The sequence below is a fragment of the Paraburkholderia sp. MPAMCS5 genome, assembly GCF_036016995.1.
Lineage (GTDB): Bacteria > Pseudomonadota > Gammaproteobacteria > Burkholderiales > Burkholderiaceae > Paraburkholderia.
In genome coordinates this window covers 1-23,187 of the sequence record NZ_JAYXBK010000005.1, presented here as the reverse complement: position 1 = coordinate 23,187, position 23,187 = coordinate 1, and the positions used below count along the sequence as shown (strand labels likewise).

Genomic DNA, 23,187 nt, shown 5'->3' with positions numbered 1-23,187 from the left:
GCGAGCTTTCGCGGATCACGAAAGCTCGGTGGATGCGGCCGGCCGCGCCCGAAGCTCGCCGCCGATCAAGCGGCGGGAGTCCTTTTCGGCTTCAGGTTCGCGCGGCGTCGGGCGTGGAACGGGTCAGGTGATTGACGAGCAGCCGCGCCGGCTTCGGCAGTGCGTTGAGATCCCGCGCGCAGATGAGCAACTGCCGTTCGGCCCAGTCTTCCGAGAGCCCGATCTTGCACAAACCCATCGAACGGATATGCGGGCGTGCCGCGGCGTCCGGCAGCACGGCGATCCCGAGCCCGGCGGCGACCATCAGGCACATGGCGTCGAAGCTGCGAACCTGAATGCGCAGCTTGAGCCGTCCGCTCGACAGACCGGTCGCGAGGTGGAGTCGCTTGGCGAGCGAAGTATTGTGCGTCAGGCTGACAAAATCGAACTCCAGCGCGTCGTCGAAAGTGACCGACTTGCGTCGCGCGAGGGGATGCCCGTCCGGCACGACCAGCACCAGACGGTCGCGGCGATAAGGCGTGGTTTGGAGACCGAGCGTCGGCATCTGGTCGGCCATGATGCCGAAATCGGCGTGTCCATCGATTACGGCCAATGCGATCTGTTCGCTATTCTGTTCTTCGAGTTGAATGCGGATGGCCGGATTGGCGGAGGTGAACGCCGCAAAATCGGCCGGCAGGAATTGCGTGATCGCCGATGTGTTCGCCCACAGGCGAACCGTGCCGACCACGCCTGCCGCATAGTCCGAGAGATCGGCGGTCATCAGGTCGACGTCGTTCAGAATGCGCTGCGCGTGATGTTTGAGCGCTTCGCCTGCCGCGGTGAGCGTGATGCCGCGAGAGTGGCGCTCGAACAGCGCGGTACCGATCGAGGACTCCAGATCCGCAATGCGCTTGCTTGCCGCACCGATCGCGAGATGGGCGAGTTCAGCGCCCTTGCTGATGCTCCCGCTGCGAACGACGAGTGCGAAAAGGGAAAGCGAGACGAGATCGAGTCGATGGAGATTCATGCTCGGAGGTTCCGGCTGCGGTCAGACATCGATTATGACTCACCGGAGATTGTCGTCATGCGCGTGAGCCGGGCAACCTCGCGCGATCACGAGTCCTCGTTTCCCGTGAAATCGTCTTGCGATAGTTCGATAGGCGCGCCGTGAGGCGTGCGATGCGCGGCGTGGCGCCAGGCTTCGCGGTAACGCGCCTGCGTCTGCGTGCTCGCGACGCCCTTGCTCGCCACGAGGCGCTCCAGCGTGGCAAGCCAGTGCAGGTAGTAGGTCTCGCCGGTATCTGGATCGCCGGCAAGCTGCGCGCGCCTGATCTCTTCTGCCAGCGCTGCGGCCAGTTCGCGCCAGGTGTAGAGGCCCTGCTGCTGCAAGACCACGCCCAGAGCAAAAGCCTGTGCCTCCCACGGCTCGCGAAACACCGGACCTTCCGCGTCACGGGGAACGCCGGGTACGGCCTCGGCGGCATCACGCACCGCGGCTGGATCGATCTTCATTTCACGCGGATTCAAGGTAGGGCTCGAATGCCTCGATCGAGACGGTTAGCGTGGCGTCGGTGTCCGCGCCCCAGAGTTCGCGGCCTTCGAAGACGACTGTGTAGAGCCACTGCGGGTCTTCTCCCGCGCCCGTCACGACGGAGTCCGGGAAGACATGGCAACCCCGGATCGCCTCGATCGTTCCCTCGCGGCCGCGCGCGTATCGCGGCAAGCGCGTGTGCGTGGGCGGGTTGATGTTCTTCGTGCGCACTCGCTCACCCGGTTTGAACCTGGCCGGCTGCCTGGGTGCGCGCGCGAAAGAGCCTCGCGTGAACGCGTGTTCGATGTCGTTCGTCGTCATGACCCGTTCGACGGGCCTGGCCGGATAGAGGGCATGCCCTGCGGCGATTTCATCGGCGCCGATCAGCCCTTGCTCGACGGCATTGCGCTCGATTCCCAATGCCCATCTTTCATAGTAGGACGCCGACAGGTAGACCGCGGCAGGCAGCCGCTCCTGCGCGTCGCGCGACATGTCGATGTTCCAGGCGCGCGTGAAACGCATGGCCCGCTGCATCGCCAGCACGCGCCCCTCCCACGGTGCGTGGAACGGGGGTTCGTCGGCCTCGGGCTGGACCGCGCCGAAGCCGTGCATGCCTCCCATGTCATGGGCTCCGTTCATGTCGGTATCTCCTCGGCACGGCGGGGCAAGCCGGTGCCGATCATGCAGTCACGGGTGACGAGCCGCGCGAGGCGCTCCTCGGGCCAGCCTTCGGTGCCGGCGGGACGCGGCGGCACCACGAGGAAGCGGGTCTCCGCCGTCGAGTCCCAGACCCGGATTTGCGTGTCTTCGGGCAGAACGACACCGAAGTCGGCCAGCACGCCGCGCGGGTCCGACACGGCACGCGAGCGATAAGCGGCCGACTTGTACCAGACCGGTGGCAGGCCGAGCACGTCCCATGGGTAGCACGAGCACAGCGTGCAGACGACCATGTCGTGATGTCCCGGCACGTTCTCGATCGCGATCAGATGATCGCCCACATGATTGACGACGCCGAGCGCGGCAATCGCGCTTGTCGCGTCTGCCAGCAGCGCCCTCTTGAACTCGACATCGACCCACGCCCGGGCGATCACGCCGGCGCCGATGTGTGGGCCAATCCTGGTCTGATATCGCTCGACGATAAGGTCGAGGGCGGCGGGGTCGATGTAGCCCTTCGCGCTCAGAATTGTCTCGAGCGCGCGCACTCGCAGTTGGACTGGCGACAGCTCGGAGTGGTTGTGCTCGTCGGGACTCATCGATGTACTCGGTCCATGCGTATCAGTGCAGTGTAGAGTAGCCGATTCGGGATTGCGACCTTGAACTGACTCGTGTGGCGGCTGCCGGCTCCCTTACGGGTGAACGAGTCTTGCCGGGCCGTCAATCCGCTGCCAGAGCGCCTCGACGAGACCCACTTGCGCGCGAGTTTATTGAAAAACCTTGAAAAGCCTTGGAAAGTCATCACGATGAAAGCGCGCGTCGCATTCCTGCTGCCTGGTCTCTTCTGGGGTCCAACTTCATCTTCATGAAGTGGGCGTTTTCCTCCATCAGCCCGATGCAGATTGCCTTCCTGCGTGTGTTCTTCGGCTTTCTTCCATTGGCAGTCATCGCCTGGCGGCGCCAGGTGATCAAGGTTCGCCAGATACGCCACGTTCATCACTTCATGGTGATGGGCTTCATAGCGACCGCCTTCTATTATTTTGCGATCACCAAAGGGACGGCGCTTCTTCCGTCCGGCATGGCGGCCGTACTGGGTAACGTCAACACGCTTTTCACAGCGCTCCTGTCGGTGATCTTTCTGAAGAATGAAAAGCTCAACGGCACGATGGTATTGGGTGTGCTGCTTGGATTTCTCGGCATCGCGCTAATCGCCCGGCCCTGGGAAGGCGCCAACGGCTCGATCGATTTGTCCGGTGTTTTCTGGGTTCTGACAAGCGCATTCGTGCTCGGCGCCTCCTACGTCTACGTGCGCGTGTTGCTGACTCCCTTGGCGCTGCCGGCGCTCGCGTTGGCGACGTGGCAAATGGGGCTCGCGGTCTTGCGGTTATCCGCCGTGACCGATTTCGGCGGCGTCGGCAAAATCCTCGGCGATCCGGCGGCGGCGGGCGGTCTCATTGTCGGAGGCGGGATTCTCGGTACTGGCGTGTCCTTCTTCCTGTATTACTACCTTCTGGAAGAATTTGGCGCAGTGGCGTCGTCGGGCGCGACCTATCTGGCGCCGGCCGTCGCGCTGCTGATCGGCTGGGGCGTCGGAGAGCAATTTGGTCTCCCTGGAGTTCGCGGCGCTCACGCTGATCATCTTGAGCGTGATGACTCTGCATGTTGAGCGTCAACGAATCCTCCAGCGCGCCGTTCCGGACGGCGTCTAACAGTCTTGCGATAGACGGCGCTCGCGCAAAGCGCGCGGCACCAATGCGGATAGGCCAACCCGGGCGCATGCCCGCTTCTGGCCATCCCTCGAAAATATCCGTTTCGTCACCCCACGTTCCGACGTCGTTCGGTTCTCAGGAATGCAAAAGTAGACTGGTCCGAAATTGACCCAGATAGCGCGACCGAGTCGCCACATTGGTTCATATGTAAAACCACGAATCGGGTGTTCCATTTTAACGGCTTGCCATAGAACCACTTATGTCCTACATTGGTATCCTTCAAAACCAATTACGAGACCAGACATGCGATCCCTCATCATTGCCATGGCAGCCGCGTCTGCCTTCAGTGCCGTCGTGTCGGCGCAAGCACAGGAAGTCGTGACGATCGGCCATTCCGCGCCCCTGACGGGTCCGCAAGCGCCGAACGGGAAGGACAACGAGAACGGTGCAAAAATGGCCGTCGACGAGCTGAACAAACAGCACGTCACGATCGGCGGAAAGTCGGTGACGTTCAAACTGGACTCCCAGGACGACCAGGCTGACCCGAAGGTCGGCGTGCAGGTTGCGCAGAATCTCGTCGATCATGGGGTGATCGCAGTGATGGGGCCGTACAACTCGGGTGTCGCGATTCCGGCCTCCCGCGTGTACAACACCGGCGGCGTCCCGATGCTGCCGGTGGCATCGAACCCTGCGCTCACGAAGCAGGGCTTCAAGAACATCTTCCGGATCGGCGCGAGCGACGAGCAACTCGGCGGCACGATGGGCGAGTTCGCCGCAAAGACGCTGAAGGCCAAAACGGCTGCCCTCATCGACGACCGCACGGCCTACGGGCAAGGCGTTGCAGAGCAGTTTGCGAAGGTCGCGAAAGCCAACGGCATCCAGATCGTCGACCAGCAATTCACCAATTCTCAGGCAACGGACTTCCTCGGCATCCTGACGGCGATCAAGGCGAAGAACCCGGACGTGATCTTCTACGGCGGCTACGCGGCTCAGGGCGCGCCGATGGCCAAACAGATCCGTCAGCGCGGCCTGCGTGCGAAGCTGCTCGGCGGCGACGGCATCTGCTCGGCCGACATGGGCAAAGTGGCGGGCGATGCAGCATCGATCGTCTACTGTGCGCAGGGCGGCGTGGCACTGGAGAAAACAGCCGAAGGCCGCGACTTCCTCAAGAAGTACCACGACACCTATCACACGGACCCGCAGGTCTACGGCGTGAACTACTACGACGGTGTGAAACTGCTGGCCGACGCGATGGTCAAGGCCGGCACGACGACCGACAAGTCGAAGATCATGGCGCAGCTCGCAAAGGAGCAGTACAAGGGCGTGGCAGGCACCTACTCTTTTGACGAAAACGGCGATCTCAAGGGCGCGCCGACCACCGTCTACGTGATCAAGAACGGCTTGCCGGCTCCCTACGCACCGTAACCCACGAACCAGGCAGACTGTACGACTCATGAAACTGACCCGATCCATTTCGACGGTAGAAGTGCACACCGGTGGGGAGCCTTTTCGCATTGTCACCAGCGGACTTCCGCGCCTGCCGGGAGATACCATCGTGAAACGTCGCGCGTGGTTGAAGGAGAATGCGGACGACATCCGCCGCGCGCTGATGTTCGAACCGCGCGGTCATGCGGACATGTACGGCGGATACCTGACCGAGCCTGTGTCTGCGGAAGCGGATTTCGGCATCATTTTTCTGCATAACGAAGGCTATAGCGACCACTGCGGACACGGTGTGATCGCGCTCGCAACGGCTGCGGTCGAACTGGGTTGGGTTCAGCGTCACAGTCCTGAAACGCGGGTCGGAATCGACGCGCCCTGCGGCTTTATCGAAGCATTCGTCCAATGGGACGGCGAGCACGCGGGGCCGGTGCGCTTCGTCAACGTGCCCTCGTTTATCTGGAAGCGCGACGTGTCGGTCGAAACGCCGTCGTTCGGCACTGTCACCGGCGACATTGCGTACGGTGGCGCGTTCTACTTCTATGTGGACGGCGCGCCCTTCGATCTGCCGATCCGCGAGTCCGCCGTCGAACAACTGATCCGCTTCGGCGCCGAAGTCAAGGAAGCGGCCAACCAGGCGTATCCCCTCGCGCATCCCGAGATTCCGGAAATCAACCACATTTACGGCACCATCATCGCCAATGCGCCACGGCATGCCGGTTCGACTCAGGCGAACTGCTGCGTATTCGCGGACCGCGAGGTGGACCGGTCGCCCACCGGTTCAGGCACGGGCGGTCGCGTCGCGCAACTCTATCTTCGTGGTCAGCTCGGCGCAAACGAAACGCTGATCAACGAATCCATTGTCGGGACGGCATTCAAGGGCCGCGTACTCGGCGAAACGACCGTGAGTGGAATACCCGCTGTCATCCCTGAAGTCGAGGGCAATGCGTACATCTGCGGTTTCGCCAACTGGATTATCGACGAGCGCGATCCGCTGGCGTACGGCTTTCTCGTCAGGTGAAAGATGTTGTACCAGGTTTGGCGCGCGGTCCTGAAAAGCCGCGCGCTTTTTTTCGTCGATGCGCTTCGGCAGGTTTGGCGAACGCATAAGGAGATTGAGCGATGCTCGCCAGTGTTTTTGCAGAGACATGGGACTATCTGATGGCCGGTACGGGTGATGGACGTCCGCCCTTCAAGACGATGCAGGCCGCCACGATCGGTCTGGACGGCTCGCCAAATGTCCGTACGGTCGTGTTGCGCAAGGTGAGCGAGCAACAGAATGTGATCACGTTCCACACCGATCTGCGCTCGCCCAAGATCGCGGAGCTGACTCGCGATCCGCGCATCGCGCTGGTCGGTGTCGATGCGGAACGCAACGTCCAGATCCGCGTATCGGGCCGCACGCGGATTGTTCGCGACGAACACATGAGAATGGCCGCGTGGAACGCCAGTCGCCTGCAGAGCCTGATCGTGTACCGGACGTTATTGGCGCCGGGCACTGAGATCGATCAGCCACGCGATGCATTCGATGAAGCGCGACAACCGCACGGGCCTAACGAGGGCTTCGAGAACTTCTGCGTCGTCGACGTCGAACCCTTGATGATTGATTGGCTCGACCTCTCGGCCGCCGGCGGCCACGAGCGCGCCCGCTTCCAGCGCGTCGACAATGCGTGGGACAGTTGCTGGGTCGCGCCGTAGCAGTCGCGAACGATACGCGTCCAATCGGAGTTGATGAGATCCCGCCGCGTCCACCCAAATCAGTTGGGGGTGATGTCTCGCTGCACGCGGTGAATATGCTGCTCGACATAGAACGCCGCGGCGTCGGCGTCGCCCGTGACGATCGCTTCATAAATCAGCCGATGTTCGGCGACATAAAGCCGAATCCGCGCGGGATCATAGATGCCGTCATCCTTCAGGCGCTTCCATAGCGACTGATCCATCGTTTCGGCAATTTCCTCGGCAAGCCTCGCGAGCAGCGCGTCCCCCGTCATCACCGCGAGCTGATGATGGAAAAGCCGATCGCTGTTGTTCCACAGAGCCCGTTCTTCAGGATCAGCGACGTCAGTGAGCGTCTCCATCTGCGCGAGATAGTGCTCCGCCAGCTTGTCGCGCTTTTTATGTGCAGCCGCGCGCCGCGCAATGGCAGGTTCGAGAATGAGGCGGACATCCAGCGTCGCGGACGGACTGTAATCCGCCTGGAGAACGCTGCTGTGCGCTTCGCCGCTCTCCGGCTCGCTTGCCAGGACTTCTGGCGCACCTGTCGAAACATACGTTCCCGAATTGCGCCGCGTGACCACGAGTCCTTCGTTCTGCAACGCGCCGATCGCCTCACGAACCGCCGGGCGTCCGACGCCGAAGAGCGATGCAAGCTCGCGCTCCGACGGCAGCCGGGCGTCGGGCATGAATCGACCCGCGCGAATCTCCGCACGGATCTTTTCCGAGACCTGCTCATAGATCTGCAGAGGTCGGAAGTTCTTCGGGAATTCGCGTCGTGCCGGTGCCATGATGATCTCGTACGGTGGTTTCCAAATATACCATTTCCGCTGAGTCTCCAGACCAATTTATGCGTTAGCTCCGAATCTGAACTCATGCCATATGACAAATGGATTCCGTAAAAGACCAGATAAGGGCAAGGCGCCAACTAATTGGCTTTTTTTGCACCAATAGTGGTATAGATTTCAATCCAGCGCTGAGCGCCTTCGCGCACTGAGCGCTAGACCTTATCCGCCAACTGTCTTCGATCTTCAGATGGCGCATCGGACTGCGCAATAGTCGCGGCGCTGATGAGCCGCGTTACCTGGAAGCCTGCGAATTAGTTAGTCATGCTTCACTTCTTGCAAAGATCTCTCGTCAAATCTCATCCCGCGAATATTGTATTTATGCGCACCGTAGTACAATGCATAAAGAGCAAGCCGCCAATTTGCCGGCGAGCCCATGGAAACGGAATCCCGAATTCCACGAATCTCGTTGCGCTGACGTTAGCCGGCGTCTGGCGCGCCGACAACGTGCTTCCTCCCATTACGCCGTACTATGTGATGAAAGTCGGCCACGTGCCGCTGATCGCGGACAGGCGGCCGGGCGCGCCGGAAGTCGCGCAGCAAGTCGCGGCGCTGGCCGCGACAGTGCGAGCGGTTGTGCAGGAACGGCTCGGGCCTGTCGTGTGGGAGAAATCGGTTTCGCAAGCATCGTTCGTGCTTGAAGAACTCGAGGAAACGGCAGCACTGTGGATGTCCACCGGCCGCACCGCGTCGCCCTTGTCCGACGATGTAATCGAAGAACTCCGCCATATTTTCGGCGCCCGCTGGTCATGTCGATGAAGGCGTTATCGGCCCAGCATTTCGTAATCCGCCATGAACCTACCTGCTGACAACCCGCATCAAGACCCGTCGCCGTTCGGCCTCTATCACCATCCGGCCGACGCGTCCGCAGGCGAATGGAATGTGAGCCGGTCCGAGCGGCCTCACATGTATCGCATCCAGCATCGTCGCGCCAACGGCGAGACTCACATCGACACCGTGGTCGATCTCGACAACCTGGAAGCGAAGCTGCACAAGTGGCGTCGCGAAGGGTTTGTCCGGCGCGAGAGCGGCATGGCGAAAAAAGAGCCGGCTCTTCGGACAAGCTTCATCAGCGATTTGCGTGCGACGTTTGCGCCGAAGCCGGAGATTGCCGATTCACTCGCCGATTCGTCCGCCAGCATGGCGCTCGTCGGTCGCATACCCATGCCTCGCGGCGCGGGCGGCCCGCTCGTGCCGCCTGTGAACCCCGCTTACCTTTTCGCGGCACGTTCCGACAACGTCCTTCTGGACATTGTCGAGAATCGTCGAATCCTGCTGATCGGCCACACGGGAACAGGAAAGACGAGTCTCATCGAACAGGTCGCCGCGCAGACGAACCAGGGCGTGCTGCGCTCGAACATGAACGGCCAGACAACGGTGGGTGACTTCGTCGGGTTCTGGACCGTCAAGGGCGGCGAGACGATCTGGGTCGACGGCGTGTTGCCGACCGCCATGCGTGAAGGTCTATGGCTTATCGTCGACGAAGTCGACTTTGCCGAGCCCGCGATCCTCGCTGTCCTCACCGCCGTGCTGGAACCCGGCGGGCGTCTGCTGCTGAAGGAACGCGGCAATGAGATCGTCGCGCCCCACCCTTCCTTCCGGCTCTTCGCGACGGCCAACGCAGTCGGCTCGATGGGGCAATACCGCCATCTTTATCAGGGCGCCAATCTGATGAACGAGGCGTTTCTCGACCGCTGGCGCGTGTACCACATCGACTATCTTTCACGCGAGGACGAAGCGCAGGTGCTGCAACGCACTTTTGGTCCGCGCGTCACGGCGGCGATGGCCGAAACGCTGGCTTCCATCGCCGCCGCGTGCCGCGAAGCCTTCACGCGCGAAGACCTCGCGAGCGCGTTTTCCACGAGGCGGCTGCTCGACTGGACCGACCTCATGCTGCGGACCGGCGATCCGGAAACGGCCGCCGGCCCGACCATCTATTCGAAGATCAGCGCGGAAGACGCCACGCTGATCCGCAGCATCATCCAGCATCACATTGGCCCGGAGGGTTGAACACATGACCGGCGCTCCGGCATCGCGCGAGAACAACGACGCGCTGATGCATCTCTCGCGGCTCGCGCGTGCATTGACCGGGCGCGAGGACATCGAGGTCGTCTTCGCGGACGACGGCCCGCAGTTGCGCCACGATACGATGGTGCTGCCCGCGAATCTTTCGGACTCCGTCACGTCGATTCAGGTCATGACCGGCTATGTCGATCTGCTTGCCGCGCGCGCGCGTTTTTCCGCGGCGGAAATCGTCGAGCGCGCGAATTCGCCCATCGTGCGCCGGCTCGCCGAGATCGTCGACGATCGCCGCGCCTGCGCACTGCTGGTCGCCGAGTATGCCGGCGCGGCAACCTTTCTCAAGCACTTGCGCGAGGCGCTCGCGAGCGACGCGCTGCAGCGCTGGCCGAAACTCGCCTGGAAAGACAAGCTCGCGTGGCGCATCGAACGGTTCTTGTGGCAAGAAGAGCCAACGCCAGTCGAATCGAGCCATTCACTCGACGCCGCGTTAGGCGCGAGCCTCGATCTGCTGGAACACGCGCGCACTGCACGCTCGTCCGCCGATAGTGTCGGCGTCGCGCGCGCCCTTGTAGAACGAATTCGCACGCTTGCCGCGGGCGACGTGAACAACATGATGTTCACCGCCGACGCCGACGGTGCGCTCGATGCCACGACTGCGAAGACCGGCTTCGAGTCCGACGAATCAGCCGACTCGAACAACCGCTTGTCTTCGGACACGGAGTCCGCCGGCGGCTCGGCGCTTGCACAGACGCAATCCGATGCATCAGCCGAACCGTCAGGCGAAGGCCAAGGCCGCACGCCGCGACTTTCATCGCAGAACCGGCCGATTCTTTCGGTGCCGATCACGACACAGTTCGATCGCGTGATCGATCTGACGGGCAAAGGCGACCCCGTCGAGTGGAGAAAATTGCGCAGCGCGGCCCGGGCGCAGACCGAGCCGCTCAAGGCGCGGCTCGAACGCGCGTTGAAGGCCGACGAACAGACGCACTGGAAGCGCGAACAGGAACGCGGCGAGCTGGACCGTCCCTCGCTAGCGAGACTCGCGACCTCGCCGGGCTATCGCACGCCCTTCCGGGTTCGCCGGACGCGGCCGGGACGCGACGCGGCCATTAGCGTGCTCATCGATCGCAGCGGCTCGATGGCCGGCCGCAAGATCGAACTCGCCAGACTATGCGCCGCCGCGCTCGGCGACGCGCTGACTCAACTCGGTTTCTCGTGCGAAGTGCTCGGCTACAGTTCGATTGAAGATGCCGACATGCGCGCGTTTTACGAGCGCTGGCTCGCTGACGGAAACGCTCCAGCGGGCTTCAACCGGTTTGTCGAACGCCTTGATTTGCAGGTCTATAAGCGTTTCGATTCCGACAACCTGAGCGGTCTCCAACGTCTCGAATGCGGTCATGAAAATCCTGACGGCGAGGCGTTGAGTTGGGCCGCGACGCGCCTGCTCGAGCGGCGCGCGCATCGCCGTATTCTGATGGTGCTCTCCGATGGATACCCTGCAACCGGCGACGGCAATCCGGCGATACTTCGAACGGATCTGCGGGCACGCGTGAATGAACTCCGGGAGCGCGGCGTCGAACTGATCGGCGTGGGCATTCTCGACGATGCCGTCGAAGCCTTTTATCCGACGAGCAGCGTGGTGGAACAGCTGCACGATCTGCCGGGCGCGGCGTTTCAGGTGCTGGGCCGCACGCTTCTGGACCACAGAGACTGGATGCTTGAAGGTTCGGATCTCTAAGTAATTATGTGAAGCGAAAAAAAGCCCACCGTACAGTGGGCTCAATCCATATCGTGCAGAGATATGGAGGAGACATGGTAGTCGCGCACCCGGATAATCCGGGTTTCAGGACGCCGAAAAAAAAGCGCCTTTTCGAAGAAATCCGTCGTTCCGAAGTTTCCCGACTTGAGAGCCAGGGCGAGCCGTTCCTTGCCGCTGCCGATTGTTCAGGGCACGCCGGGATCGATCGGCGCGCCGATGCGCAGCGCGGACACGTCGAGCGCCTTGACTCCGTCTGCACTACGCGGTGCGTGAGCCGAAGCCGAACAGACTCGTCGCATTCTCGACGAGCAGCTTGTGCCGTTGCGCGGCTTGCGGCGCCCAACTCTTGACGAGCGCGAAATTGCGCCCTTCGTCCTCGCTGCGAAACGCCTCGATGTCGGTCGGTTTCGCGTTCGCGGGCCGCTCGCTGCCGCCCGTATGGGGCCAATCGCTGCCCCAGATCACCTGATCGGGCGCGGCTTGCACCAGCGTGCTGCCGATCGCCGCGGTATCCGCATAGCCCGGCTTCTGAAGCGAGATCTGGTACGGGCCGGACAACTTCACGAACACCTTGCGCGACTGCATCATGCCGATGAGCGCGGACATGCCGGCCTGCTCCGGACCGTCCGCCGCTTTCGCGAGACCGAAATGATCGATCACGACCGGGTGCGGCTGGATTTGAATGCGTTGCGCGAGATCGGCGAGCACAGGCAAGGCCGCATAAACCTGCACGATCAGCGGCTTGCCGCGCAATGTCTCGACCGTTTGTTCGAATCGCATGATGGCCGAATTGAAATCGCGATCCTTGCCGACCTCCAGATTGATTCGCACGCCGACGACGCCCGCGCCCGCGAGATCATCCAGTTGCTGACCCGAAAAGCTTTTGTCGATCACCGCAATGCCGCGAGCGTCTTTACCGAGCTGGCCGAGCGCATCGACGAGACACGCGTTATCGGTTCCGTAGACGCTCGGTTGCACGAGCACGGTCCGATGCACATGGAGCGCCGCATGGAAGCGCTGAAGGTCCTGCACGGTCGCGGGCGGCGGCGTGTATTTCCGCTTCGGCGAGTAAGCAAACTTCTCGGGATTGAAGATATGACAGTGCGAATCGACCACGCCTGCCGGAACGGTGAAGCCGATCGGCGACATGTGTCCGAGTTCCTTGCCCATGACCTTACCGATACCGAAAAGGGACGTCGCTCCGAGAGCGGCACCCGTTGCGACCAGCATCTGCCGACGATCTACCATTTCGCTGTCTCCTTGTTGTTATGGAGTGCTTCGTGAGCACGCGGGCGCGCGATGCGCCCGCGCTTGAACACGTGCTTAGACTTGCGCTTCAACCCATCATCCGGCCACGACGCGCGCGACCTCGTCGCCGAATGCCTTGCAGCCGAACTTGCCGCCGAGATCCGGCGTGCGCGTCGCCGGGTTTTCGAGCACCTTGTCGACGGCCGCTTCCATCGCCTGTCCGGCTTCCACGAAAGCCGGCTTGTCGTGATGCTCGCCCATCCACTGAATCAGCATGGCGACCGACAGAATCATCGAGACCGGATTGGCCGTGTCCTGACCGGCAATGTCGGGCGCCGAGCCGTGTTGCGCCTGGGCGCAGCAGTGCGTGTCGCTCGCCATCATGGAACCCGCGAGCCCGAGGCTGCCCGACAGCTCGCTCGCCAGATCGCTGATGATGTCGCCGTAGAAGTTCGTCGCGACGAGCACGTCAAAACGCTCCGGCGAGCGCACGAGATGAGCCGTGGACGCATCGACGAGCAGATCGTCGAGCTGCACCTCCGGGAAGTCTTTCGCGACATCGCGCACGCATTCGAGGAACAGCCCGTCGGTCATGTGGAAACTGTTCGCCTTGTGGATAGCGGTCACTTTCTTCTTGCGCTTCATGGCAAGCTCGAACGCGCGACGCGCAATGCGCTCGCTGCAATGGCGCGTGATCTTGCGCAGCGAGATGGCCATGTCCGGGCTCGGCATCAGTTCGGCCCAGCCTTTGGTCATGTTGCGGTCGGGATAGAAGCCTTCGGTCGCCTCGCGCATGATCACGAGGTCCATGGACTTGCCCTCGCGCATGTTCGACGTCAGGAACTCACGCGTGCGAGCCGGGCGCACATTCGCGTACAGATCGAGTCCGATGCGAAAACCGGCGGACACGTTGCGGCCGCCCTTCTCCGGCGCCGGATAGTTCGCGTGAGACTGCGTGCCGAGAATGATCCCGTCATACGTCTTCGCTTTCTCCAGCACTTCCTCGCGCAGCGTCGTGCCGTACTTTTCCAGACTGACGAAGCCGACGTCGTCGTAGTCGAACGACAGGTTCAGGCCGAACTTCCTGTCGGCCGCTTGCAGGACAGTCATCGAAGCGGCCGTAATTTCAGGGCCGATGCCGTCGCACGGCAAAACCAGAATACGCATCACAAAGTCTCCAGAGGGTGTGGCAGCTCACGCGCCAGGAATTCATGAGATAAATTGTACTTCAAAACCTTAAAATACAATTTAAGGGTTTGTTCCAGGGACGCTTTATCCTGACTTGCGCGGCGAGCGTAAAAACCTGAACGCATTTGGAAGCAAATCAATACAACTCGCAGGACCCATGACGTGTCCTGCGATCCGGCGTCAGGACTTCTTGAGCGCGGGCTGTTGCGCGACGTTGCGGCTGCGATCGCTGCCTGTCGTTTCCGACCGGCCGACGATCAGCACGATGATGCCGCTCAGCGCGAGGAAGCCGCCGAGCATGACGAGCGCCCACACGTAGGAGTGCGTCGCCTGGCGAATCCAGCCGGTCAGGTACGGGCCGGCAAATCCGCCGAGGTTGCCGAACGCATTGATGAAGGCGATGCCCGCAGCCGCGGTCGTGCCCGAGAGCATGGCCGAAGGCAGCGTCCAGAACACAGTGTTCGACACCCACAGACCCGTCGCGGCCACGCACAGCGCCGCCATCGCGCCCCACGGATTAGTCGTGAGACTCGCCACGACGAAGCCGAGCGCGCCGAGGAACACCGGCAGCGCGATGTGCCACTTGCGCTCGCCCGTCTTGTCCGAATGACGGCCGATCAACACGCTCGCGATCGCCGAGAACACATAGGGAATGGCCGAGGCCACGCCGACCTCGAACGTGCTGAGACTGCCGATACTCTTCACGATCTGCGGCAACCACAGCGTGATCCCGAAGAAGGCGAGCAGCACGCAGAACTTGGAGCACGCAAAAGCGAGCGTCTTGCCATGCACGAAGACATCGCGCACGCGAACCGGACTGTGGCCGCGGCTTTCTTTCGCGCGCAATTCGTCGTTGATCTTCGTGACGAGCCATTCGCGTTCGTCGGGCTGCAACCACTTCGCGTCTTGCGGGCGCTCGGTGAGCCAGACCAGCGTCACCGCGCCGATGATGACGGCGGGCACGCCCTCGATGATGAAGAGCCACTGCCAGCCGGCAAAACCGCCCAGGTGATGCGCGAAGTGAAGAATCGCCGTCGAGAGCGGGCCGCCGATGATCACCGAAATCGGATTGCCCAGCATGAACACGGTGATGGCCTTCGCGCGCTCCTCGGCCGGGAACCAGCGCATCATGTAGAACACGAGGCCGGGGAAAAAGCCCGCTTCCGCGACACCGATCAGCGCGCGCAACGTGAATAGCGACGCCTCGTTGAAAACGAATGCCATCAACGTGGCCAGAATGCCCCACGTGATCATGATGCGCGCGAGCCACACGCGCGCGCCCACGCGCTGCAGGATCATGTTGCTCGGCACTTCGAACGCAACATAGCCGATGAACAGAATGCCCGCCGCGAATCCATACGTGGTTGGCGAAAGGCCGAGATCCTTGTTCATCTCGAGCGCGGCAAAGCCGATATTCACGCGGTCGAGAAAGTTGATGAGGAACATCAGGATCATGAAGGGAATCAGGCGTCTCGACACCTTCCCCATGGTTCGCGTGTGAATTTCGGGTTTCATTGAATCTCCTGCCGACGCTGTTTTCGGGGATTAGAAGAAGTGCTGCAAACCGACGCCGATCATCGTTTGATGATTGGTCTTCGCATCCGTGGGAGAGAGGGTGTAGATCTGCGCCGCATAGCCGTGCTTCGCGCGCTGATAATCGACCGTGGCATAGACATTCGTCGCCTTCGAGAACGAGTAAGCCGTGGCGAACCCCACCTGGTTGCGCGTACCTTTCATGATCGCGTTGGTCTTCTCGTTGTTCGGCTTCGAATAGAAGTACCCCGCCGCTACCGAGAATGCCGGTGTGATCAGATATTGCGCGCCGAATTCGACCGTATCGACCCGATCGCCCGTCGCCGTCCACTCGGCATTCGTGTACATGCCCGAGACGCGAACCGGTCCGAACTGATAGCGCGCACCCGCGCCGTACGTCCGATAGCTGCTGAGCGAATTGGCTTCCTTGAGATTCGTCCACACGGCATTCGCAAGCAGGCCGCCGTTCTGATACTTGAGTCCGAAGCTCTCGGTGCTGCCGTTTGAAAACGCGCCGGCCTGACCGCCGAAACCATACAGCGCGCCGAGCGTGAAGCCCGCCAGCGGTGCACTGGTGAGCCTGGCCGAGTTGTCGACGCGCGCGCCGCCGATACGATCGAAGTCGGCCGTGCTGCCGTTATTGCCGAGGATCGCGTTCGCGGTGCCCGGCCGATGCATGAACGAGCCGACGTAGTTCGAGACGGCAATTGGCGCGAAGTCATACATGAAGTCGTACTGACGACCCATGCTCAATGTCGCCCACGGCGACTTGAGGCCCACCCAGGCCATCCGTCCGAAGATGCGGGTCACGGCTGCCGTCGAGCCGGACGCACTCGTGCCCTGCCCGAACGTGCCATTGTTTCCGTTGAATCCGTTCTCCAGTTGGAATACGGCTTGCCAGCCACCGCCGAGATCCTCGTTGCCCTTGAAGCCGAAACGGTTGCCGTTGAACATGCCGCTGGTTTCCTGGGTTTGCGCGTGGCCGCCGGCATTGCTCGCGTACTGAACGCCAATGTCGATGATCCCGTACAGCGTCACGCTGTTCTCGGCATACGCCCCCGTCGCGAGCAGACATCCCGCCGCCGTGGCACCCAGTCCCATCAGTAACTGCCGCATCTCCAAACCTCCTGTTTGTGGTTGCTTATTTGTTCTACGTGATCATTTAATACAATCAATGACGCGCGAAAATGGCGAACTTCCGTTTCCACCGAGGTCCCGCGTTGCCTATTCAACAGCTAAGCGCGGCGCAGCATCTATGTACTATCTATCAACACGATACAATGTAAAGCAAATGTCCACGCGGCTCACACCCGCGTAAACCCGATTTTCAGAAACATTCCGGAGGTGACGCGCGGCAAGCCGGAGCGGCACTCCGGCGCGTGCGATGAACGGCGAGCGCTGGCGAACGGGGGTCCGCCAGCGGGGCTGACTTCAGAAATGCGCTTCGGGAAGGACGGGGCTCGCGGCGGCTTCCTGCTCTTCTTTTTCTTCTGCTTGCGCCTTGATCTTGCTGACGACATCGAGATGCTTGCGCATGAATGCGGCCGCGTGATCGCGGCTGCCGCTCTCGATCAGATCGAGCATTTCGAGGTGTTCCCGGCACTGGCGAATCAGCCGCGTGCGGTCAGTCGCCGCCTTGTATTCCATGAAGCGGCGCAGCTGGTTCTGGCGCTCCAGCGACTCGATAAAAAAGCGGTTGCCCGAACAGCGAACCAGCATTTCATGAAACTCCGAGCCGTTCTTGAACAGCATCGAACGAGGCAGCTTGAAGATGTCGCCCTGAAGCATTTCCGTCTGGATCTGGCGGGCTTTTGCAAAGCCGGCCTTGTCGATGCGAAACGTGGGTTCGAGCAGCGCCGCCGGTTCGATCGCCATGCGGAAACGGTAGCTCTGGATATGCGCTTCGCGATCGTGCAGAAACGGATTGATGCGCCAGCCCTGGCCCGGCTTGCGCGCGATCATGCCTTCGTTGGCGAGCCGCGTCAGCACTTTCAGAAGCTGGCCGCGCGGCACATCGAAGCGCCGCAGCAATTCGGCTTCGTAGAACTCTTGCGCGATCTCGCCGCTCAGGCAATCGTCCGCCACGCGCAGATACAGATCTTCTTGTGGATCGGCGCCGAACGGTAACTTGGCGATGTCGATGCCATGCGCGTCGACCGCCAGAAAGATGCCGCGATTCGGCTCCTTCACGACGATGCCGTGCTGGGCCAGCAACGCGAGACCGCGCCGGATCGGCGAGCGCGACAGGCCGAGTTCGGAAGCCAGCGCCTCTTCGCGCAGATGTTCACCCGCGTGCAGCGAACGCGTGCGCGCAATGTCGATGATTTTGGCCGCGACCTGATCGGCCAGCGCTCCAGTTGTCTCTGTCTTCATGATGTTCGGTGGGGTGGTTGCCTGTTGATACCATAAATTGTTGTTCGACGAAAGACAGGACAGGGATGCGCCCGTTCCGACGCGCATTGCCGTGCTGGCAAAATGATGCCGGATAGGGTCTTCCCGAGCTTTTCCTCGACTGTACATGTACTATATTGCGATTAAATACAATGTTCTCGTTTTGATCTCATGACCGCCAAGCCGCGTATCCAACTTGTTCACGCGACACCGCTCGCGATCCAGCCCATCACGGAAAGCTTCACGCGTTTGTGGCCTGAGGCCATGGTGTACAACCTGCTGGAAGATTCGCTGAGCGCCGATCTGCAACGCGCCGGCGGCGACATCCATGTCATGTCGCCACGCTTTGCGGCGCTCGTTCGCTATGTACGCGAGGCAGGCGCCGATGGCGTTCTGTTCACCTGCTCCGCGTTCGGCCCGGCCATCGAAGCGGCTCGCACTGGCATCGAAATTCCCGTTCTGAAACCCAACGAAGCGATGATCGAGCAAGCGCTGGCGCTCGGACGCGATATCGCCCTCGTGGCGACGTTCGAGCCCGCGCTCGCGCCCATCGCGCGTGAATTCCGGGAGTTCCCCGCGGGACGGCATCCGGATTTGCAAATTCAGTGCTGTTTCGTCGAAGGAGCGTGGCTGGCCTTGCAAAGAGGCGACCGGGACACGCACGATCGCCTAATTGCACAGGCTTGTGCGCGCCTTGCCGAACATGACGTGATCTGCTTCGCCCAATTCTCGATGACAAGCGCGCATGCACAAGCCGAGGCCGCTTCAGGCCGGCCGACGTTGACCACGCCGGACAGCGCGGTGAAACAGCTCAAAGCGCTGCTGACGCGCTGATCGGGCAGAGATCCACCACGACGCAACGACGCACTCCAAGGAGACAGCTGTGCGATTTTCGATTGGCAAGGCCATCCGGCCGCTCTACGTCCAGGTCCTGATCGGTGTGGCATTGGGCATTGCGTTCGGCGCAGTGCAGCCGGCGCTCGGAACCGATATGAAGGCGCTCGGCGACGCGTTCATCAAACTCGTCAAAATGCTCGTCGCGCCCATCGTTTTCGCGACGGTAGTGACCGGCATTGCGAAAATGGGCGACATTAAGGCAGTGGGACGTGTTGGACTCAAGGCGCTGATCTACTTCGAGGTCGTGACAACGGGCGCGCTCGCGATCGGCCTGGCAGTGGCCCATTTGATGAATCCGGGTAAAGGCATGAACGTCGATCCCGCGACGCTCAATCTTTCGTCCGTTGCCGGCTACGCAAAGGTCGCGCAGGAACAGTCGATCAAGGACTTTTTCATGCACATCATTCCCGAGAGCTTTGTGGGGGCGTTCGTGCATGGCGATATTTTGCCGGTGGTTTTCATCGCTGTGCTGTTCGGTCTCGCGCTCGCGCATGCAGGTCAGCGCGCGGCGACGCTCGTGAACATCGTGGACGAGTTCCTTCACACCATGTTCGGCGTGGTCACTTTCGTGATGAAGTTCGCGCCTGTCGGCGCGTTCGGCGCTATCGCGTTCACGGTCGGCAAATACGGTGTGTCGAGCCTGCTCGCACTCGGCCAATTGATGATGTCGTTTTACATCACCTGCATTGTGTTTGTGCTGGTGGTGCTCGGCATCGTGCTCAAGCTGTGCGGCGTGAATGTTTTCCGCTTTATCGCCTACCTGAAGACTGAAATTCTGATTACGCTGGGCACGTCCAGCGCGGAACCGGCCCTTCCGCGACTGCTCGAAAAACTCGAGCGCATGGGCTGCGAAAAATCCGTGGTGGGTCTCGTGGTCCCAACGGGTTACGCGTTCAATCTGGACGGCGTCTGCATCTACTTGACGATGGCCGTGATCTTCATTGCGCAGGCGACCAATACGCATCTCACACTCGGCCAGGAGATCGTCATACTCGCGATGGGTCTGGTGACGTCCAAGGGCATGAGCGGCGTGCCGGGAGGCGGATTCGTCGCGCTGGCGGCGACGCTTTGCGCCGTGCATGTGCTGCCGCTGAGCGCCATCGCGCTGCTCGTGGGCATCGATCGATTCATGGGCGAAGCACGCGCGGTCACGTCGATCATCGGCAATGCGGTTGCCGCGGTGGTGGTCGCGAAGTGGGAAAAGGCGTTCGACGCGCAGAAGATGCACGACGCGTTGTTCCATCAAGCCAAGGTCGAAAGCGAGCTTGCCAATGGAGACAGCACGGCATCCGGCCTCGCTGCCGCACCGGAAATTCGCACGCCTCCTGTGCAATCGTGATTGCGCAGCGCGCCGAATGCAGGTGAGTGGCGCCGCGATCCTGCCGATCGCCACGCCACACGTTCAGGCAGTGTTAGCCGACCACCGTTTCGATATGAACGACAACCGGCGGCTGCTTGAAGAACGAACCGACGAGCCGGCGCCATTCCTGAAAGTCCGCGGACTCCCTGAAGGTCACCATGTGATCCTCGATCGTCGCCCATTCGACTTGCAGCACGTATTGCTCGGGATGCTCGACGGTCCGATGCAGTTTCACATCGCTACATCCTTTCGCGCGTAGAAAAAGCGGCACGGCTTGCGTGACGCCCGCTTCGAACTCGGCGGCCTTGCCCGGCAAAATCTCGATATGGGCCATTTCAAATACCATCGCACTCTCCTCTTTGATTGACAGACAGCCATTCAGCCCAGCGGTGCAACTGACGCACCGGCAACACAGGCAGGTATGTCAATAGCACACTTTGGGCTTCGCGGCTAATGTCCGGCAAATAGAGTGAGTGTCGATCAGCGGCGTGTGAAGTTACATGCTGACGAATTCAGTGCTTCGAACGCGGCCCCACTCGATTCTTCGACGTCGCGGGGCCGCGATTCAACGACTTCTTGCAACGACTTCCGTGAAGCTACTCCCGCTTAATGCCCGCGGTCGAAGCCCGGCAGTGTATGCGTTCCTTCGAGCGCGACCGAGTGCAGCAACGCAGGATCGAGATCGAGCATGCGCAGGATCGTCGGCGCGACTTGCGTGGTCGTCACGTGCTGATCGACGACCTTGCCGCCGTGCTCGTCGCGAGGCGTGTAGACGACCAGACCGAGGTGGCTGTCGTTCGGCGCGTTGCCGCCATGCTCTTCATCCTTCTTGGTGCTCGACGTATAGATCACGCCCGGGTTCGGCTGAACCACGATATCCGGCGTGCGTCCGCGAGCCGGATCGCCGAATTTCGCGGCCAGTTGCGAACCATAGAGGATGTAGGCTTGCGGGCCGTCGGCGCAAATCCCCGGCGCGTTGCAGCCGAGATTGGCCTTCAGCGTATTCACCGCCGCCTGCAACTGACTCTGGTCGCGCAGCCAGATCAGGCCGACGTCGTCGGTTTGCACGAAGCCGGTATTGACGAGGCCCGTGCCGTCGTTGAGGTTGCCGCTCGTGGTATTGGCCTGCCCGAAGTTGCCTGCCGGATCAAGATAGTTGTTCGCTTCGAGCAGCGACGTGAGCGTGTCGCCGTTCTTCACGAGCTTCGTGTGATCGCTCGGCGACTGGCCGTGTTTTGCGGTCACGATGATCGCCGTCGACGAATAGAGATTCTGCTGCTTCAATTCCGACACGAAGCGGCCCAATGCGCCATCCAGATAGGCAATCGCGGCGCTCACCTGCGGTCCCGGCGTGAAGCTCGCATCCAGGTAGCCGCCGCCCTTCACAACCGGCGCCTTTTGCGCGACGCTCAGCGTCTGGAAGTTCGCGCCGAAAATAGTGGGCACGCCCGCGCCGGACTGGCCCGTCGAACTCTTGCCGTCGATCTGGTCGATCACCGACTGGATATGCAGGTTGTCGAACGTCTCTGTGTGCGTGTAGACGTCGGTGTAGTCCGACTTGGTTGCCGGATCGATCGAGTTGATTTCCGTGCGCGCGAGATCGTCGACACCGGTACCCGACGGCCCATTCAACCAGTCATAGCCCCATGCGTGCTTATCCGCCCACGCGGTGCGTGCGCCCTTCACGTTCTCCTTGATCACTTCGAAGATCGTGTTGGTCTTCACGTAATTGTGCGGATAAACAGGCTGGCAGACGCCCTTGATCATTGCATGCGGAATCGCCTGGGGATTGAATCCGCCGCCGCCGTTCAGATGCGTGAGCGCGCCGCCGTTCACTGCGTCGACGCCCGTCGTCTCGTCGAATACGACGTTCCAGCCTTGCTTGCCCGTGCAATTGCTATCGGTCGGTGCGTAGAGCGTGCGGTCGTAGGAGACGTCGTAGAAAAGACCCGCCGTTTTCGGCGAGCCGCCTGTCACCAATGCGGCGAGTCCAGGGAACGAATCGGAAAGACCCGGCGTGTAGGCGTTCGTATAGGTCGTTCCTGCTTTGGCCAACAGCGCGAGATTGGGGCAGGCATTTGAATTGATGCAACGCGCGACGTCCTGTTCATGCAGGCCGTCGAAGCTGATGAGCAGCACATGCTGCACCGCGCGATGCTGATCGTGTTCGTCGCTCGCCATAGCACCCTGTGCATACAGACCGGCGAGTACCACAGCAGCGCTCATTGCACGAGGAACCCACATCCAACTCCTGATCGTCTTCATGTCCTATCCTTTTGGCATGGTCAAGAAAGATTCGGTAATGCGTAGGAGAATGTGCAATGAAATAAAGACGTACAGATGAACTCATGCTTTCGGTTTTCTAACATGACCGATATTTCTATATCGACCGCGAAAACTGGCGCGATTAACTCAATCCTTAAGATTTCCATCATGTTCGAATGGTAAAAGCGGCGAACGAATTCGTTCGCCGCCTGTTCACCGCTTCGAAGAAAAGCAGGTACTCGCGATCAGAAGCGAGTGCGCACGCCCGTGGTCAGTTCGAGCTGGTTGGTTGCGCCGAACGTGGTGCCGACCGTATAGCCGCCATGCAGCTTCATGTAGTCGCCGGCCAGGTACAGTTCAGTGCGCTTGGACAGGTGATAGAACGCCGACCAGTAGAGCGTCTCCTTGTAGCCGTTGTGCAGGCCCGAAGTCGGATCGAATGCGCCGATGTTCGCGTTCGGAATATCGCCGTCCGCGTTATAGGCGGCGTTCTTCACACGCATCTGCTGATAGCCGAGTTCGTAGTCGAGCGGTCCCTTCGGCGAGAGCTTGAGCGACACGGTCCACGCGTTGTCCTGACGCTGACCGAGTGCGCCCTGATTGCCCAGGTAGCGGAAATAGCCCGCATTGGCGCGCAAAATGCCGAACGTATA

The 23,187-nt window shown here is 61.3% G+C and carries 20 protein-coding genes and 3 pseudogenes; 9 read left to right on the top strand and 14 right to left on the bottom strand.

Translation table 11 applies throughout. The annotated features are described in order from the left end of the window. Positions 1-91: 91 nt before the first annotated feature. The 4 genes from VOM14_RS12925 to nthA all read right to left on the bottom strand — a co-directional run bounded on the left by VOM14_RS12925 (position 92) and on the right by nthA (position 2,763). A complete protein-coding gene (locus VOM14_RS12925) occupies positions 92-1,006 on the bottom strand; it encodes a LysR family transcriptional regulator (RefSeq protein ID WP_327629115.1) in 915 nt (304 codons plus the stop codon). 86 nt (positions 1,007-1,092) lie between these two features. Then, positions 1,093-1,491 (bottom strand): nitrile hydratase accessory protein, encoded by a 399-nt coding sequence (locus VOM14_RS12920; RefSeq protein WP_327629114.1) that lies wholly within the window; start codon positions 1,489-1,491, stop codon positions 1,093-1,095. A 1-nt stretch (position 1,492) separates the two neighbouring features. Further along, complete coding sequence (gene nthB / locus VOM14_RS12915; protein WP_327629113.1) at positions 1,493-2,149, bottom strand: nitrile hydratase subunit beta; 657 nt, start codon at positions 2,147-2,149, stop codon at positions 1,493-1,495. After that, the gene (gene nthA / locus VOM14_RS12910) at positions 2,146-2,763 is read right to left on the bottom strand and encodes a nitrile hydratase subunit alpha (RefSeq protein ID WP_327629112.1); all 618 of its coding nucleotides are present in this window, start codon (positions 2,761-2,763) and stop codon (positions 2,146-2,148) included. Before nthA ends, nthB begins: the two co-directional genes overlap by 4 nt. A 191-nt stretch (positions 2,764-2,954) precedes the next feature. On the opposite strand from nthA, the gene VOM14_RS12905 reads away from it, so the two are divergent. From VOM14_RS12905 to VOM14_RS12890, 4 genes are all read left to right on the top strand, one after another. Beyond that, the gene (locus VOM14_RS12905; RefSeq protein ID WP_327629111.1) at positions 2,955-3,830 is read left to right on the top strand and encodes a DMT family transporter; all 876 of its coding nucleotides are present in this window, start codon (positions 2,955-2,957) and stop codon (positions 3,828-3,830) included. A gap of 346 nt (positions 3,831-4,176) precedes the next feature. Next, complete coding sequence (locus VOM14_RS12900) at positions 4,177-5,298, top strand: branched-chain amino acid ABC transporter substrate-binding protein (protein ID WP_327629110.1); 1,122 nt, start codon at positions 4,177-4,179, stop codon at positions 5,296-5,298. Between the two features lie 28 nt (positions 5,299-5,326). Then, the gene (lhpH, locus tag VOM14_RS12895) at positions 5,327-6,334 is read left to right on the top strand and encodes a trans-3-hydroxy-L-proline dehydratase (protein WP_327629109.1); all 1,008 of its coding nucleotides are present in this window, start codon (positions 5,327-5,329) and stop codon (positions 6,332-6,334) included. Between the two features lie 101 nt (positions 6,335-6,435). Further along, positions 6,436-7,011, top strand: a complete 576-nt coding sequence (locus VOM14_RS12890; RefSeq protein WP_327629108.1) for a pyridoxamine 5'-phosphate oxidase family protein — start codon at positions 6,436-6,438, stop codon at positions 7,009-7,011. 59 nt (positions 7,012-7,070) lie between these two features. On the opposite strand, the gene VOM14_RS12885 is transcribed toward VOM14_RS12890, so the two are convergent. After that, positions 7,071-7,817, bottom strand: coding sequence for a FadR/GntR family transcriptional regulator (locus VOM14_RS12885; RefSeq protein ID WP_327629107.1), 747 nt, complete (start codon positions 7,815-7,817; stop codon positions 7,071-7,073). A gap of 420 nt (positions 7,818-8,237) precedes the next feature. On the opposite strand from VOM14_RS12885, the pseudogene VOM14_RS12880 reads away from it, so the two are divergent. The 3 genes and pseudogenes from VOM14_RS12880 to VOM14_RS12870 all read left to right on the top strand — a co-directional run. Beyond that, a pseudogene (locus tag VOM14_RS12880) lies at positions 8,238-8,630 on the top strand (class II aldolase/adducin family protein); the annotation flags it as partial. Positions 8,631-8,663: 33 nt separating this feature from the next. After that, positions 8,664-9,881, top strand: a complete 1,218-nt coding sequence (locus VOM14_RS12875; RefSeq protein WP_327629106.1) for an ATP-binding protein — start codon at positions 8,664-8,666, stop codon at positions 9,879-9,881. A 4-nt stretch (positions 9,882-9,885) separates the two neighbouring features. Then, on the top strand, positions 9,886-11,631 hold the full coding sequence (locus tag VOM14_RS12870; RefSeq protein ID WP_327629105.1) for a cobaltochelatase CobT-related protein: 1,746 nt from the start codon (positions 9,886-9,888) through the stop codon (positions 11,629-11,631). Positions 11,632-11,672: 41 nt separating this feature from the next. Here VOM14_RS12870 and VOM14_RS12865 read toward each other — a convergent pair. The 6 genes and pseudogenes from VOM14_RS12865 to VOM14_RS12840 form a co-directional block, all read right to left on the bottom strand. Further along, positions 11,673-11,900 (bottom strand): annotated as a pseudogene (locus tag VOM14_RS12865) (nucleotide-binding domain containing protein); the annotation flags it as partial. A gap of 10 nt (positions 11,901-11,910) precedes the next feature. Then, entirely contained in the window at positions 11,911-12,900 is a 990-nt protein-coding gene (locus VOM14_RS12860) for an amidohydrolase family protein (RefSeq protein WP_327629104.1), read from the bottom strand. A gap of 96 nt (positions 12,901-12,996) precedes the next feature. Further along, positions 12,997-14,067 (bottom strand): isocitrate/isopropylmalate dehydrogenase family protein, encoded by a 1,071-nt coding sequence (locus tag VOM14_RS12855; protein WP_327629103.1) that lies wholly within the window; start codon positions 14,065-14,067, stop codon positions 12,997-12,999. Positions 14,068-14,268: 201 nt separating this feature from the next. Beyond that, positions 14,269-15,603: an MFS transporter gene (locus tag VOM14_RS12850; protein ID WP_327629102.1), complete on the bottom strand. Its 1,335-nt coding sequence runs from the start codon at positions 15,601-15,603 to the stop codon at positions 14,269-14,271. Positions 15,604-15,633: 30 nt separating this feature from the next. Next, complete coding sequence (locus tag VOM14_RS12845) at positions 15,634-16,737, bottom strand: porin (RefSeq protein WP_327629101.1); 1,104 nt, start codon at positions 16,735-16,737, stop codon at positions 15,634-15,636. Between the two features lie 315 nt (positions 16,738-17,052). After that, positions 17,053-17,994 (bottom strand): GntR family transcriptional regulator, encoded by a 942-nt coding sequence (locus VOM14_RS12840; RefSeq protein WP_327629100.1) that lies wholly within the window; start codon positions 17,992-17,994, stop codon positions 17,053-17,055. A 189-nt stretch (positions 17,995-18,183) separates the two neighbouring features. Between VOM14_RS12840 and VOM14_RS12835 the strand changes: the two genes are divergently transcribed. Next, the gene (locus VOM14_RS12835) at positions 18,184-18,846 is read left to right on the top strand and encodes an aspartate/glutamate racemase family protein (protein ID WP_327629099.1); all 663 of its coding nucleotides are present in this window, start codon (positions 18,184-18,186) and stop codon (positions 18,844-18,846) included. A 49-nt stretch (positions 18,847-18,895) separates the two neighbouring features. Beyond that, positions 18,896-20,248 (top strand): C4-dicarboxylate transporter DctA, encoded by a 1,353-nt coding sequence (dctA, locus tag VOM14_RS12830; RefSeq protein ID WP_327629098.1) that lies wholly within the window; start codon positions 18,896-18,898, stop codon positions 20,246-20,248. A gap of 73 nt (positions 20,249-20,321) precedes the next feature. On the opposite strand, the gene VOM14_RS12825 is transcribed toward dctA, so the two are convergent. The 3 genes and pseudogenes from VOM14_RS12825 to VOM14_RS12815 form a co-directional block, all read right to left on the bottom strand. Continuing rightward, positions 20,322-20,615 carry an antibiotic biosynthesis monooxygenase family protein gene (locus VOM14_RS12825; protein ID WP_327629097.1) on the bottom strand — a complete coding sequence of 98 codons (294 nt, stop codon included), beginning with the start codon at positions 20,613-20,615 and terminating at the stop codon, positions 20,322-20,324. Positions 20,616-20,875: 260 nt separating this feature from the next. Next, positions 20,876-22,534, bottom strand: coding sequence for an alkaline phosphatase family protein (locus VOM14_RS12820; protein WP_327629096.1), 1,659 nt, complete (start codon positions 22,532-22,534; stop codon positions 20,876-20,878). Positions 22,535-22,779: 245 nt separating this feature from the next. Further along, positions 22,780-23,187 (bottom strand): annotated as a pseudogene (locus VOM14_RS12815) (porin); the annotation flags it as partial.